The following is a 13,367-nucleotide window of genomic DNA, read 5'->3' as shown; positions in this document are numbered from 1 at the left end:
ATGTCCAAGGCCGACCTGACCGCGCTGGCCGCGCAGTTGGAAGAGCACCTCGGTGACCCGCACGACCCGGGCAGCCGGATTCCCTTCACCCGGGTGCTGGACCACGACGAGAACCAGGAGTACCCGCACGCCTTCGTCAACCAGCTCCGCCGCTGGGGCGTGCTCGACCACACCCTGCCCGCCGCGCACGGCGCCCGGGCCGACGACATCGAGACCGGCTTCAACCTGATGCGGCTCGTCGCCCGCCGTGACGTGACGACCGCCACCGCCCTGGTCATCAACGTCCTCGGCTTCCTGCCCGCGTGGATGGGCGGAACGGACGAGCAGAAGCGCTCCCTGATCGAGGAGATGCAGCGCGGCCGCGGACTGTCCTGGGGACTGACCGAACGCGAGCACGGCAGCGATCTGCTCGCCAACGAGGTGGTCGCCGAGAAGGTCGACGGCGGCTACCGGCTGACCGGCGAGAAGTGGCTGATCGGCAACGCCACCGTCTGCGACAAGGTGGCCGTCCACGCCCGCACGGGCAAGCGCGGCGGCCCGGCCGCCCACTCCATCCTCATGGTGGACAAGTGGCTCCTCGACGCCGACACCGTCGAGGAACTGCCGGTCGAGAAGCTGCACGGACTGCGGGCCCTCGACCTCAGCGGGCTGCGCTTCAAGGGCGCGTTCGTCCCCGAGTCCGCGCGGATCGGGGCCGAGGGCCAGGGCCTGGAGCTCGCGCTCAAGTCCGGCCAGCTGGCGCGCGCCGTGATCAGCAGCTTCGCGATGTCGGCCACCGACACGGCGCTTCGGCTCGTCCTCGACTTCACCGAGGTCCGGGTCCTGATGGGCGCAGCGGTCAGCGATGTCCCCTACAGCCGCCGCCAGTTGACCGAGTCCTTCGCCGACCTGATGCTGGCCGACGCCGTGAGCCTGGGCGCGGTCCGCGCGCTGCAGGCGGCGCCGGAGCAGATCAGCGTGTGGTCGTCGGTGGTCAAGTACCTGGTGCCGACGCTGCTCGAGAAGACCATGTCGCAGCTGAACGTGGTCCTCGGGGCGCGCTTCTTCCTGCGGGACCACCCGCACTACGGCATGCACCAGAAGATGCTGCGGGACCTCATGGTCGCCAACTTCGCCGACGGCAACACCGTGGTGAACCTGCGCAACATCGGCCAGCAGCTGGGCGGTCTGCTGACCACCGCGGGCGCCGCCGCCCCGGAGGTTCTTCAGGCCTCGGCCGAACGCGCCGCCACCCTCTTCGGCATGGACAGCGAGCTGCCGCCGTACGAGCCGGTGAAGCAGGAGATGTTCAGCCGCGGGCTCGACGACGCGGTGCTCGCCGGCCCCGACGCGGTAGGCCGACTGCGCGTCCTGGCCGAGGATGCCAAGGGCACCGAGCGCGACTGGCTGCTGAAGGCGGCCGACGTGGCGGGCGAACTGCTCGGCCGGGTCGCCTCGATGAGCGAGCGGTCCGCGGCGCTCAAGGCCGAACTGGGCCGGGACTACGCGCAGTCGACGGAACTCTTCGAGCTGTCCAAGGAGTACTGCCTGCTCCACGCCACGGCGGCCTGCGTGCTCACCTTCGTCCACTCGCACGACGCGCTGGAGGACCCGCTGCCCAGCGGCGCTCTGCTGCTGCTCCAGATGGAACGGCTGCGCAAGCACCTCTACCCGTACGAATCCGTCACCGACCAGGCGGTCATCGACGAGGTGATGCGCGTACTGCGCCATCTGCACCGCGAGAACCTGCTCTTCTCGCACTGGCAGTTCCCGCTCGCCGAGCGCACCGTCGACGCCGCAGCCACCCGCCTCTGACCGGCCGGGGACCGACGCCGATGCATCCCGACCCGACGTTCCTGTGGCTGCTGCCCGAGCACGCCGTGGACCGCTTCGCCACGGCGCTCGGCGGGACGCGGCTGCTCACGGCGCCGGAACGCGCCGGGCTGGAACGGCGGCTCACCGCGGGAGCGCGGCGCCGGTACCTCGGTGCCCGGCTGCTGTGCCGTTACGCGCTCAGCGCCCGCACCGGCCGCCCGCCCGACCGGTGGCGCTTTCGCACCGGCGAATTCGGGCGCCCCGAACCGGAGCCCGAGGAGGGTGTGCGCTTCAACCTCTCCCACACCGAAGGCCTCATCGCGTGCGTCGTCACCCAGGGGCGCGGCTGCGGGGTCGACGTGAGCCCCACTCCCTCCACCGACCGCCTGATGACCCATCTCGCCCACCGGCTCGCCCCCGCCGAACGCGCGGAGCTCGCCGCCGCCGCTCCCGGCGTCCGGGCGGCCCTGGTCAGTGAGTTCTGGGTGCTGAAGGAGGCGTATCTCAAGGCCCTGGGCACCGGGTTGTCCCGGGGCCTCGGCGGCTTCTCCTTCGCGCCGCGTACCGCGGACCGGATCGCCGTGCACGACCCGGAGCAGCCGGCGGGGACCGATGCCCGCTGGTGGTTCGACCTGCTCCACCCCGGCCCGGGGCACGTCCTGGCCGTCGCCACAGAGAACGGGCGGCCAGGTGCCCTGCGCCGCACAGACCTCTCCGACCTCTCGTACGTATGAGACCGACCATGAAGGACAAGCTCATGCCGCAGCCCACCACCCCACGAGTCGCCGTCGTCGGTGCCGGCGTCGCCGGCATCTCCGCCGCCTATCACCTGCGCGACCGCGCCCGGATCACCGTCTTCGAGCGGGAGGACCGCCTCGGCGGGCACGCCAACACCGTCGAGGTCGAGGAGAACGGGAAGATCCTCGGCATCGACACGGCCTTCGTCGTCTTCAACCGTCCCGCCTACACCAACCTCTGCGAGTTCTTCGACGAGCTGGGCGTCGATGCCGTCGAGCACCGCGGGGCCTTCAACTTCTTCGACCTGGACTCCGGTCTCGAGTACGGCACGAAGGAGCTCGGCCTCAGCGAGGAGGAGGTGGCCGGGCGTTACTCCGAGGAGTTCCTGACCATCTGGCAGGAGGCCAGGCGCTTCCACACCGAGGGCCGCAAGGACTTCGTCCGCAAGCGGGCCGACATTCCGCTCGGTGAGTACCTCGACCGCGGCGGATACAGCCAGGCCTTCCGTCACTCGTACGTGATCCTGCTCTGCTCGGCGGTCTGGTCGATTCCCGCCGAGCTGATCTGGGAGATGCCGGCGAGCACCGCGATCGCCTTCTTCATGGGCCACGACGAGGGTGGTCTGGGCGGCCAGCACGTGGACTGGCGGACGGTGGGCGGCGGTTCGATCTCCTACGTACGCAAGGCGATCGCCGCGATCGGTCCCGAGGTCCGCCTGGGCGAGGCCGTCAGCCGCATCCACCAGGAGGCCGACGGCGTCACGGTGACCACGGACAAGGGCAGCGAGAAGTTCGACTACGTGGTGGTCGGCGCCCACGCGGACGAGGCGCTCGCGATGCTCGACAACCCCACCGAGCGCCAGCACGAGGTGCTCTCCAAGGTGGAGTACAACTCCTCCAAGGTCATCCTGCACACCGACCCCTCCGTGGTGCCCGAGGACAAGAGCCGCTGGGAGGCCTGGAACTACGGCAAGGTCGAGGTCGGCGGACAGCCCAGGACGTTTGTCGCCTACTACATGAACAAGCTGCACGGATTCACCGCCGAGAAGGACTACTTCGTCACCCTCGACTACCCGGGAGAGGTCGACCCGGCGACGGTGATCGCGGAATTCCCGTACACGCACCCGATCATCAATGTCGATGTGCGCGAAATGCAGAACGACATCTACAACGTCAATGAGGGAACCCGCGTGAAGCTGTGCGGCTCCTACTTCCACGCCAAGCGGCACGGCGTGGACCAGATCGGCTCCCACGAGGCCGGCTACTCCTCCGGAATGGAGATCGCGGCCCAGCTCATCCGCGAACTCTGATCCCCCGGAATACACAAGCGCCCCTGCGTACCGCGTCCGGTACGCAGGGGCGCTTGGTGTGTGCGGATCATGCGCCCCCTGTGCGCAGAGCCTGCCCGCTGAGGATGTTCGTCAGATAGCCGACGACCGACCGGGCCGTCTGCTGTTCCGCCTCGATCTGGTTCATCTCCTGCCGCAGCCGGTCGATTTCGCGCCCGCCGGCCGCAGGCGACGTCACCCGGGCGCGCTTCCTGGCATCGGGACGTTCCGTCTCGTGCGCGAACAACGCGGGCGCCTGCACGCTGATCTGCTCAAGACGCGCGGTCAGCAGGGGAGTGCCGCCGTTCGCCGCGGTCAGCCGCCGGCGGGCCCGCGTATAGACACGGATCGCGTCCGCCCCGCGCCCGCAGCGGCACAGGGCCAGCATCAACTGGTCGTGGAAACGCTCGCGCAGCGGGTGCGCGGCGGTCAGTTCCTCCAGCTCCGGGATGATGCCACGGTGCTCCCCGGTGCGCAGCGCGCAGTCGAAGAGGATTTCCAGAGCCTGCTGCCGCTCCTCCTCCAACTGGGCGACCAGCGCCGCGCAGACAGGACCGTGGGAGCCGCCCTCCAGCGCGTTGCCGCGCCAGAGCCCGAGCGCCCTGCGCAGCGAGTCGTACGCACCGCGCGGATCGTCCTGCGCCATGCGCTGGGCCTGCGCCACGGCCAGGCAGAACCGGCCGCTGTCCGTCTCCGCCGGGCGGGCCTCCAGCAGATAGCCCGCCGCCCTGGCGACGATGCGCGGTGTGTGGGCACGCTCGGGCTCCACCTCGAGGAGGACCTTGCGGAGCCCGGAGACATGGGCGTTGAGCGTGTTGCGCGCCTTTCGCGGGGGCAGCGCGCCCCACAGTTCCCGGATCAGCCGCTCCCTCGGAACGGGGGAGTTGGGACGGGCGAGCAGAGTGCCGAGAAGCAGTCTCTGCTTGGGGCTGGTCAGTGGGATGCGCCGGTGCCGCTTCTCGTCGTACAACTCGGGCGAGCCCAGAATCCGGAACTGCATGCTCTTGCCTCCCCGTGCGCCGTCCACGGCGTTCGCCGTGTTGCGTTCAGCTCACGAGCAGACCACCCGGCGGGCAGGCCGGGCCTGAGTCATGGGTACTCACCTTCGCCGCCGCGAGCCGGGTGCGCCGGGCCCCGGGGGGCACGTGGCTTTCCAGCCATGTGAGTACTGATCACTCACGTCCGGGCGGGCGTCGCGTGGTGAAGTAGGCGCAGCGCCGGAAGTGCTGTCAGCCGCGGTACCTGACGGTTGACTCGGCTTCCTGCGCGAGCCGGCGCAGGGCCAGCAGCGCCGGTTCGAGCAGGAACGTCAACAGGACGGCACGCTCGGCCTTTTCGATCGGCTCGGCCGGATCCTGGAGCTGATCGAGATCCAGAACGGCGGTCTTTTCGGCGAGCTGCGCGTACGGAACGAGGTTCTGCCAGTCGTAGTCCATACCGAGCGATCTGAGGGTGTCCAGTGTCTGGGATATGACCTGCCGGGCGGGGTTGTGCTCCGAGACGTTCCAGCCCATCTCGGCCAGCAGCGCACTCACTTCGGAGCTGTCCGAGTCGGGGTCCTCGTCCTTCGCGGCGGAGTCCTTGGCAGCGGAGTCCTTGGCACCTGAGGCGGGCCAGACACCGAAGACGAGCCCGAGCAGGTCATGGGTGTCCGTCTCGACGTCGGAGAGGGCGTCGAGTACGTCCTTGGCGGCACTGACGGTCAGACCCCGCACCCCGATCAGGGCGCGGATCAGCCGGAGGCGCTGCACATGCGACTCGCCGTACTCCGCCTGGGTCGCGGCGGTGGCGCGGCCGGGCGGCAGCAGCCCTTCGCGCAGGTAGTACTTGATCGTCGCGGTTGCTACCCCGCTGCGGCGGCTCAACTCGGAAATTCGCACCTGGTCCCGCTTCCCACTGGCAATTGGGCAGCTTCACTGTCTAATATAGATACTGCCACTCACCAACTGTGGATGCGAGGATACCGTGCCGACTCTTCCTTGGACGACGCCGAACCCTGCCCGACCCGACACCCGCGCCTTCGTCATGGCCTCGCGTCTCGAGGTGAAGTCCAAGAAGGACGTGCCGCGCTTCTTCCTGAAGTCCCTCTCCGCCTGGGGCCAGGTGCGGTCCGCGCCCGGAGCCCTCGGGGCGTCCCTGGAGGCCCAGCTGTTCAAGGGGGTCTTCTTCACCCTCTCGGCCTGGGAGGACAGGGACGCGCTGTACAAGTACGCGCGCACGGAGCCCCACAAGAGCGTGATGACCGGCCTGCGGTCCACGATGAGCGGGTCTACGTTCACGTTCTGGGAGGTGCCGGTGGAGGAGCTGCCGATCTCCTGGAAGGACGCGAAGCGCCGCATCGACGAGCAGGCCCGTGCGGACGCGAACCGCACCACCTGAACTCCCGGCCCGGGGTCGCCCCCGTCCCCGGGCCGGGGCACCAACGGACGGGCTGAGTAATCAGCCCGTCCGGCGTTTGAGGAGCGGGGTCCGGGGCGGAGCCCCGGTTACGGGAAGGCCCGCCGGCGCAACCGCCTCAGGCGACGACCCGCGCCAGCAAGAACCCGTCCCACCCCTTCGTCCCCACCGTCTGCACCGCCGTCGCCTCCAGCCTCTCCTCCCGCGCCACCAGCTCATACATCGCCCGCGTCCCCGCGATCGCCGGGTCCGCCCGGTCCGCGTCCACCACCCCGCCGCCGCGGATCGCGTTGTCGACGATGATCAGGCTGCCGGGGCGCGTGAGCTTCAGCGCCCACTCCACGTAGTGCGCGTTGTTCTGCTTGTCCGCGTCGATGAAGACCAGGTCGAACGGCCCCGCCCCCGGCTCCTGCACCAGCTTCGGCAGGGTCTCCAGGGCCGGGCCCACCCGTACCTCCGCGATCTTGTCGAGGCCCGCGTGCGCGAGGTTCGCGCGGGCGACCTCCGCGTTGTCGGGGCTGTACTCCAGGGAGATCAGCCTGCCCTCCTCCGGCAGCGCCCTGGCCAGCCAGATCGTGCTGTAGCCGCCGAGCGTGCCGATCTCCAGGACGGTTCGCGCCCCCTGGATCCTTGCCAGCAGATGCAGCATCTTGCCCTGGTTCGGGGCGACATTGATGGCGGGCAGCCCGGCCGCGTCGCTCGCCGCGAGGGCCGCGGTCAGGGCTTCGTCGTCGGGTACGAGGAGATCGGTGACATAGCGGTCGACTGCGTTCCACTGCTCCTGGGTCATACGCCCAACCTATTTCAGGCGGGCGGGAGTTTTCAGGGCAACGGCGGCGGCGCATGGACGGGCGGCGGCGGCAGCACCGGCCTCCTCCGCCGTGTCGTCGTCCGCCACACTCCGGCGCCCACCAGCACCACCAGGCCCCCGCCCACCGTCAGCAGCCACACCGGCACACCGCCCGCCGTCAGCAGTTCGTCCTCGTACACCACCCGACGGAACGGGGTGTCCGCCCCCGCCGCGCGAAGCTCATGGTCGTCGTCGATCCGCTCCGGCTCGGGGAAGCTCTGGTCCAGGGCCGTCAGAAAGGTCTCCCGGCCGCCGGTGAACCCACCCAGCGGCCCGTCCGGTTCGACCTTCCCCGCGTACGTGACCTCCGGCCGGTTCCCGCCGATCGAGCTCCGCGGCTCCATCCGGTGCGGCGCGAGGACGTACAGGCCCAGCGACTGCGCGGTCTTCGCGAGCCGCGACAGCCGCATCGGATAGATCAGCTTCGCGCTGGCGAAGCGCAGCCGCAGCGGATCGAGGGTGCCGCGCAGCACCGCGCCCTCCGCGTCCGGCGCCAGCCGTACGGCGACGTACTCCCACTTCTGCTCGACGTACGGCTTCAGCTCGCGCGCCAGCCCGTCCGGCAGCTCGAAGCCGTTGCTTTCCAGCCAGCTTCGCAGCGCCCCAGGATCCGTCGCCGTCAGACGTGCGACATCGAAGTCGCCGAGGCGCTCGCGCCCCACGACGCCCACCGGGGCCCCGGCCCTCGGCGCCGAGTCGCCCGCGCTGTCCGTGTCCGTGCCCGAGAAGGGCCAGTCCCTGGCCCGCGGCCAGAAGTAGTGCCGCTTGCGGTGTGCGGGCGCGGTGACCGTCTCCAGCTTCTCGAAAAGGGCCGCGTCACCGAGCTCGACCGTCGCCCGGCTGGGCACGGGCATGATCCACGCAGCCTTCGGGGCGTCCCCGTCAACCGTGAAGCGCATGACGATCTGCTCTGTACGGCCGTCCCAGCCGACCACCGAGGTTTCCCGGTCGACTGCCATATGGGACCCGCGGCCCGGGACCATCGCGCCGCAGCCGCAGGCGTACGCCGGGCTGATCAGCGAGCCGAGCTGCAGCGCGAGCAGCGCCAGCACCACGAACAGCGTTTTCTGTCGCCTGCGACCCGGCAAGTGGCCAGGCCTGAAGTCTTGTATGTTCCCCCGCATGCTTCCTGTGACGAGGCCGCGGACCACATGGTTCCGGTGCCGTTCAGCGAGATAATCAGTCAAAACGGAGTGACACTCAGGCGAAGAGGGGGTTGCCTGAGTCTCCCTCATGGGGCAGTGCGACCCTCTATGGATCGCAAATCCGGGACGGACTACACAACGCAGGGGAGGCTCGGCGCGAGGTGGCGAACGCGGAGCACAGTGTGCACGGGAGTGCGACGACGGACTCGAGGATGGGTGCTGCCAGGGTCGCACTGTGGCTCGTAGCCGCCGTACTCGCGATACGGCAGACGGCAGCGGTGCTCCGGCAGCCACCCGGTGAGCGGCTCACCGACCTGGAGACCTGGATCGGCGAGAACGGTGTCCTGCGTCTGAAGGGCTCGCTCTACGACGCGGACAAGTTCACCGGTACGCCCTTCGCCGGGCTGGTGCTCAAACCACTCGCGCACTCCGCCGAGCAGAGCCTCGGCGTCGCCTGGACCTTCGGCACGCTCCTGCTCGTCGTCGGCATCGGCCTGGTCGTGGCCCGCGCCCTGCCGGGCCCCGTGTCGCGCCGCAGCACCGTCCTCGCGACGCCCATTGCCATCAGCCTGCTGATGCTGTCGCTGCCCGTGCGCAACAGCTTCTACCTCGGGCAGACCAGCATCATCCCGGTCCTGCTGGTGCTGCTCGGCTGCTTCGCCGTCCGCGGCGAGAGATCCTCCGGCCTACTGATCGGTATCGGCGCCGCCCTGCAGCCCACCGTCCTGCTGTTCGCGCCGCTGTTCTGGTTCACCGGACGCAGACGCGCCGCCGTCACCTCGGCCGGCACCTTCGCGCTGTGCTCGGGGCTCGCCTGGGCCACGCTGCCCGGCGACTCCTGGACGTACTGGGTCCACCACGTAGCGGGCGCGGGGCTCGGCGCCAGCCCGGACAGCCTCGCCAACCAGTCCCTCCACGGAGCCCTCCTCCGCTTCGGCCTGGAGGGCCCCCTCGAAATCTCCGTCTACATCGCGCTCGCCGTCGCCGTCTGCCTCGTCGGCCTGCGCCGCGCCGTCCGCTACGCCGAGGACGGCCAGCTGCTTCTCGCCGTCGCCCTGACGGGCTGCGTGGCCGTCGCCGTCTCGCCCACCGCCTGGCAGCACCAGCTCCTGTGGGTGCTGCTCGCCGTCGTCGGCCGCGTCGGCAAGCGGGCCTCCGACCGCATGCTGTGGCCGGTCCTGATCATCCTGGCGATGACCCTGCCCGGGAAGATGCTGCTGCCCAACATGGTGGTGCTCTATCCCGTACGCGACAACGTGCTGCTGGTAGCGGCTCTCGCCGCGGCCTGCGCGGTGCCCTTCATGCCGCGCACCTCGCCGTACTTCCGCCGGCCCGTCCCCACCCGGTACGCGATCCCGGCCCCCGCCCGCTGGAGCCGGGTGCCGCTGCTGCCCTACTGGCGCCGCGTGATCAGCCGCCCCAACCTGCTGCTCGAACTCCTGGTGATCCGGGTCGGCTACTCCGCCTACTCGCACATCCGCGCCGCCGCGACCGGCGGCGTCGCCGCCGCCGAGGAGCACGGCCGCCAGATCTTCGACATCGAGCAGGCGCTCGGCATCGACGTCGAGCACTGGATCAACCACGCGGTGGTGAAGGCGAAGTGGGCCGAGGCCTTCTTCGACTTCTACTACACGTCCTTCCACTTCGTGGTGCCGCTGACCATCCTCGGCGTCCTGTACGCCCGCCGCCCCGCCGACTACCGCTGGGCGCGCGCCTCACTCGCCTTCGCCACGCTCCTCGCGCTGCTCGGCTTCTGGCTCTACCCGCTGGCCCCGCCGCGCCTGATGCCCGGCATGGACTACATCGACACGGTCCACGGCCCGCAGGACCTCGCCAACCCGGACTACGGAGCGATGACCGCGGTCACCAACCAGTACGCGGCGATGCCCTCGCTGCACTTCGGCTGGTCCCTGTGGTGCGGGCTCGTCATCCTCGTCCTCGCGCCCAAGCTGTGGATGAAGCTGCTCGGCCTGCTCCACCCGCTGTTCACGGTCTGTGCGATCGTCGCCACGGCGAACCACTGGGTTCTGGACGCGGCGGGCGGCGCCGCGGTCGTCGGCGCGGGCTTCGGCCTGACCTATCTGCTGGCCGGGCGGCGGCAGCTGAGGCTGCCGGGAGGCGCGCTGCCGCACGCGAGGGCGGATGCCGCCGCGCAGGCGGAAACGCCGGTCGCGGCCGCACCGAAGTAGTACACGAACAGCCGCCGCACCGACGTAGTACGCGAACATGCGTGGCCCCAGGGGGTACGGGAAGTCCCGTACCCCCTGGGGTGGATCGTCGCGTCTTGCCAGGATCCGCCGGCGGCGCCGGTTCCGCCACTCGGGGATCCATGAGGTGCGTTCCGGCGGGAGGCAGGGGCGGGGCGTGGGATCGGAGCCCCTGCCTCCCACGGCTCGGCTCGTCAGCCGTGGCTGACCTGGAGCTCCTTGATGCCGTTGAGCCAGGCCGAGCGCAGTCGGCGGGGGTCGCCCGCCAGGCGGAGGTCGGGCAGAACGTCCGCTATCGCGTTGAAGATCAGGTTGATCTCCATGACCGCGAGGGACTTGCCGAGGCAGAAGTGCGGGCCTCCGCCGCCGAAGCCGAGGTGCGGGTTCGGGTCGCGGGTGATGTCGAACTGCTCGGGGGCGTCGAAGACTTCGGGGTCGTTGTTGGCCGACGAGTAGAAGAGTCCGACCCGGTCGCCCTTCTTGATCTGCCGCCCGCCCAGTTCGAGATCCTGTGTGGCGGTGCGCTGGAAGGAGACCACGGGCGTCGCCCAGCGCACGATCTCCTCGGCGGCGGTCTCCGGGCGTTCGCGCTTGTAGAGCTCCCACTGACCGGGATGGGTGAGGAAGGCGTGCATGCCGTGGCTGATGGCGTTGCGCGTCGTCTCGTTGCCGGCCACCGCCAGCAGGATCACGAAGAAGCCGAACTCGTCGTTGGAGAGGTTGCCTTCGTCCTCCGCGGCGACCAGCTGGCTGACGATGTCCTTGGCCGGGCACTCCTTGCGGGCTGCGGCGAGGTTCATCGAGTACGAGACGATCTCCATCGCCGCCTCGGCGCCGATCTCCTCGGTGATCGCGTACTCGGGATCGTCGTAGGCCGCCATCTTGTTGGACCAGTCGAAGATCTTGGTGCGGTCCTCCTGCGGTACGCCGATGAGCTCGGCGATCGCCTGGAGCGGGAGTTCGACGGCGATGTTGGTGACGAAGTCGAAGCTGCCGCCGTCCTTCGCACCCGCCAGCGCGGTCTCGACGATGGCGCGGGCGCGACTGCGCAGGGCCTGCTCCAGGGAGCGGACGGCCCGCGGGGTGAAGCCGCGCTGGACGATCTGGCGTACGCGGGTGTGCTCCGGCGGGTCCATGTTGAGCATGATCAGCTTCTGGACCTCGATCTGGTCGCGGCTGATGGACTCGTTGAAGCGGATGACGGCCGTGTTGGTGTTGGAGGAGAACAGTTCGGGATGTGTGGAGACGTGCTTGACGTCGGCGTGCCGGGTAACGACCCAGTAGCCCTCGTCCTGGAAGCCGGAGATGCCGGCCGGTTGCGCGCACCACCAGACCGGGGCGGTCTGCCGCAACTCGGCGAACTCCGGGTAGGGGATACGGGCGTGGAGCAGATCGGGATCGGTGAAGTCGAACCCTTCGGGCAGATGGGGGCAGTCCTTCGGCAGCTTCAAGGTCAACTCCAGGTCCGGCGGCGGTGTCGGTGACACGGATTTGTCTGACGACCCATCAGAAGTTGACCGAAAGGTAGTAACGAGTTCTACAAGTGGCAAGGGCCATGGCGGGTTCTGTTGCCTGCGGCGCTCGCAGCGGAGGCGTGCAAGAGTCTTGCGTACCGGGGGTAACTCTCATCAGACTGCACCAAGAACTAGAACGCGTACTAGTTCCAGCTGCGAGGCGCCGGGACGCCCAGCGGCTGGGTGAGGAGAGGACGAGCTCATGGCCGCGGAACCCGTCATCGTCGAAGCAGTACGCACTCCGATCGGCAAGCGCGGAGGCGCGCTCGCCAACCTCCATCCCGCCTACCTCCTGGGCGAGACCTACCGCGAACTCCTCGGCCGCACCGGCATCCACGCCGACTGCGTCGAGCAGGTGGTGGGCGGCACCGTCACCCACGCCGGCGAACAGTCCATGAACCCCGCGCGCAACGCCTGGCTGGCGATGGGGCTTCCGTACGAGACCGCGGCGACGACCGTGGACTGCCAGTGCGGATCCTCGCAGCAGGCCAGCCACATGGTCGCCAACATGATCTCGGCCGGCGTCATCGACGTCGGCATCAGCTGCGGCGTCGAGGCGATGTCGCGGGTGCCGCTGGGCAGCGGGTCCAAGCACGGGCCCGGAAAGCCCTTCCCCGACGAGTGGAACGTCGACCTGCCCAACCAGTTCGAGGCTGCCGAGCGCATCGCGCGCCATCGCGGACTCACGCGCGAACGGGTGGACTCCCTGGGGCTGTTGTCACAGGAACGGGCGGCCGTCGCCTGGTCCGAGGAGCGCTTCAAGCGCGAGACATTCGCCGTGCAGGTGCCGACGACGGAGGAGGAACAGGCCGCAGGACAGGGCATGTGGCGCCTCGTCGACCGCGACGAGGGACTGCGGGACACCAGCATGGAGGCGCTGGCCCGGCTGAAGCCGGTCATGCCGACCGCCGTGCACACCGCGGGCAACTCCTCACAGATCTCCGACGGCGCGGCGGCGATCATGTGGGCGTCGAAGCGGATGGCACGCGCGCTGAAGCTGAAGCCGCGCGCGCGGATCGTCGCCCAGGCACTGGTCGGCGCGGACCCGCACTACCACCTGGACGGGCCGATCGACGCGACGCGGGCAGTGCTCGGCAAGGCGGGGATGTCGCTCAGGGACATCGACCTGGTGGAGGTCAACGAGGCCTTCGCGTCAGTGGTGCTGAGCTGGGCGCAGGTCTTCGAACAGGACCTGGAGAAGGTCAACGTCAACGGTGGCGGGATCGCGATCGGGCACCCCGTGGGGGCGACCGGGGCGCGGCTGATCACGACGGCGCTGCATGAACTGGAGCGCAGGGACAAGGAGTTCGCGCTGGTGACGATGTGCGCGGGGGGTGCGCTGGCGACGGGCACGATCATCCAGCGCCTGTAGATCACGCGCTGGGGGGCCCGTGC

The 13,367-nt window shown here is 69.6% G+C and carries 11 protein-coding genes; 6 read left to right on the top strand and 5 right to left on the bottom strand.

Going from position 1 to position 13,367, the window contains the following annotated elements; all coding sequences use genetic code 11:
- From OG741_RS12350 to OG741_RS12340, 3 genes are read left to right on the top strand one after another with little or no spacing between them, the layout of a single operon-like run.
- A complete protein-coding gene (locus OG741_RS12350; protein ID WP_405596969.1) occupies positions 1–1,794 on the top strand; it encodes an acyl-CoA dehydrogenase family protein in 1,794 nt (597 codons plus the stop codon).
- Positions 1,795–1,814: 20 nt separating this feature from the next.
- Positions 1,815–2,528: a 4'-phosphopantetheinyl transferase superfamily protein gene (locus OG741_RS12345; protein WP_405596966.1), complete on the top strand. Its 714-nt coding sequence runs from the start codon at positions 1,815–1,817 to the stop codon at positions 2,526–2,528.
- A gap of 8 nt (positions 2,529–2,536) precedes the next feature.
- Positions 2,537–3,841, top strand: coding sequence for an NAD(P)/FAD-dependent oxidoreductase (locus OG741_RS12340; RefSeq protein WP_405596965.1), 1,305 nt, complete (start codon positions 2,537–2,539; stop codon positions 3,839–3,841).
- A 67-nt stretch (positions 3,842–3,908) separates the two neighbouring features.
- Here OG741_RS12340 and OG741_RS12335 read toward each other — a convergent pair whose 3' ends face one another.
- Positions 3,909–4,859, bottom strand: coding sequence for a BTAD domain-containing putative transcriptional regulator (locus OG741_RS12335; RefSeq protein ID WP_405596963.1), 951 nt, complete (start codon positions 4,857–4,859; stop codon positions 3,909–3,911).
- A gap of 229 nt (positions 4,860–5,088) precedes the next feature.
- Positions 5,089–5,739, bottom strand: a complete 651-nt coding sequence (locus OG741_RS12330) for a MerR family transcriptional regulator (protein WP_405596960.1) — start codon at positions 5,737–5,739, stop codon at positions 5,089–5,091.
- 85 nt (positions 5,740–5,824) lie between these two features.
- On the opposite strand from OG741_RS12330, the gene OG741_RS12325 reads away from it, so the two are divergent.
- On the top strand, positions 5,825–6,238 hold the full coding sequence (locus OG741_RS12325; protein WP_266476943.1) for a DUF3291 domain-containing protein: 414 nt from the start codon (positions 5,825–5,827) through the stop codon (positions 6,236–6,238).
- A 136-nt stretch (positions 6,239–6,374) separates the two neighbouring features.
- Here the strand turns inward: OG741_RS12325 and OG741_RS12320 are convergent, their stop codons facing one another.
- Entirely contained in the window at positions 6,375–7,046 is a 672-nt protein-coding gene (locus OG741_RS12320; protein WP_405596957.1) for an O-methyltransferase, read from the bottom strand.
- A gap of 32 nt (positions 7,047–7,078) precedes the next feature.
- Positions 7,079–8,161 (bottom strand): DUF2330 domain-containing protein, encoded by a 1,083-nt coding sequence (locus OG741_RS12315; RefSeq protein WP_405596955.1) that lies wholly within the window; start codon positions 8,159–8,161, stop codon positions 7,079–7,081.
- 251 nt (positions 8,162–8,412) lie between these two features.
- On the opposite strand from OG741_RS12315, the gene OG741_RS12310 reads away from it, so the two are divergent.
- Positions 8,413–10,440: a bifunctional glycosyltransferase 87/phosphatase PAP2 family protein gene (locus tag OG741_RS12310; RefSeq protein ID WP_405596953.1), complete on the top strand. Its 2,028-nt coding sequence runs from the start codon at positions 8,413–8,415 to the stop codon at positions 10,438–10,440.
- A gap of 212 nt (positions 10,441–10,652) precedes the next feature.
- On the opposite strand, the gene OG741_RS12305 is transcribed toward OG741_RS12310, so the two are convergent.
- A complete protein-coding gene (locus tag OG741_RS12305; RefSeq protein WP_405596951.1) occupies positions 10,653–11,909 on the bottom strand; it encodes a cytochrome P450 in 1,257 nt (418 codons plus the stop codon).
- Positions 11,910–12,174: 265 nt separating this feature from the next.
- Here OG741_RS12305 and OG741_RS12300 point away from each other — a divergent pair, with 265 nt between their 5' ends.
- On the top strand, positions 12,175–13,344 hold the full coding sequence (locus OG741_RS12300; RefSeq protein ID WP_405596949.1) for a steroid 3-ketoacyl-CoA thiolase: 1,170 nt from the start codon (positions 12,175–12,177) through the stop codon (positions 13,342–13,344).
- Positions 13,345–13,367 lie beyond the last annotated feature (23 nt).

The sequence above is a fragment of the Streptomyces sp. NBC_01410 genome (assembly GCF_045040195.1).
Taxonomy (GTDB): Bacteria; Actinomycetota; Actinomycetes; order Streptomycetales; family Streptomycetaceae; genus Streptomyces.
This window is presented reverse-complemented; position numbering and strand designations above follow the sequence as displayed.